Origin of the sequence: Brachyspira sp. SAP_772, from assembly GCF_009755885.1 — a bacterium.
In the GTDB taxonomy this organism is placed as follows: domain Bacteria; phylum Spirochaetota; class Brachyspiria; order Brachyspirales; family Brachyspiraceae; genus Brachyspira.
The window spans coordinates 1-712 of the sequence record NZ_VYIX01000161.1 but is presented as its reverse complement, the minus strand read 5'-3'; the positions used below and the strand labels follow the sequence as shown (position 1 = coordinate 712).

The following is a 712-nucleotide window of genomic DNA, read 5'->3' as shown; positions in this document are numbered from 1 at the left end:
AACTACTCAATTAAGAGTTGGTTTACTAGATGCTAGAATAAGAGATGAGAGAATACCATTAAGTTATGGAATGATTGGTCAAGAAACTAACGGAGCTGGAGGATTTGCTAAGGCATTAAGAACTATACCTGTAATATTTGATATTTGTAAGGATATAAAAGAATTATCTCCAAATGCTTATCTTATAAACTTTACTAATCCGTCTGGAATAGTTACAGAAGCAGTTTTGAAATATCACCCAGAAATAAAAATGATAGGTCTTTGYAATGTTCCTGTAAACATGAAAAAAAGTGTAGCAGAAATATTGAATGTTTCTGATGAAGAAATTACTTTTGTTGCCGGAGGATTAAATCACTTTTTRTGGGGAAGAGAGGTAATACATAAAGGTGTTGATAGAACTCAGGAAGTTTTAGAGAAGTATTTAGATGGTTTTGAAAATGGTCCTGCTAATATTAATACTGAAATAGCTTGGATAAAAGAACAAGTGCTTGATACAAAAATGATACCTTGTCCTTATCATAGATACTATTATCTYACTGATGAAATGCTAAGAGAAGAATTAGCAGAGTTTAGAGACGGTAAAGGCACAAGAGGAGAACAGGTAAAAGCAATAGAGAAAAAATTATTTGAAATATATAAAAATCCAGATTTAAATACCACGCCTAACTACTTAAACACTAGAAGCCTTTCCTAACACGATGCTCTTCCGATC

At 32.2% G+C, this 712-nt stretch carries 1 pseudogene; it reads left to right on the top strand.

From position 1 onward, the window contains the following. Nucleotides 1–694 (top strand): annotated as a pseudogene (locus tag GQX97_RS13250) (6-phospho-beta-glucosidase); the annotation flags it as partial. Between the last annotated feature and the right edge of the window lie 18 nt (nucleotides 695–712).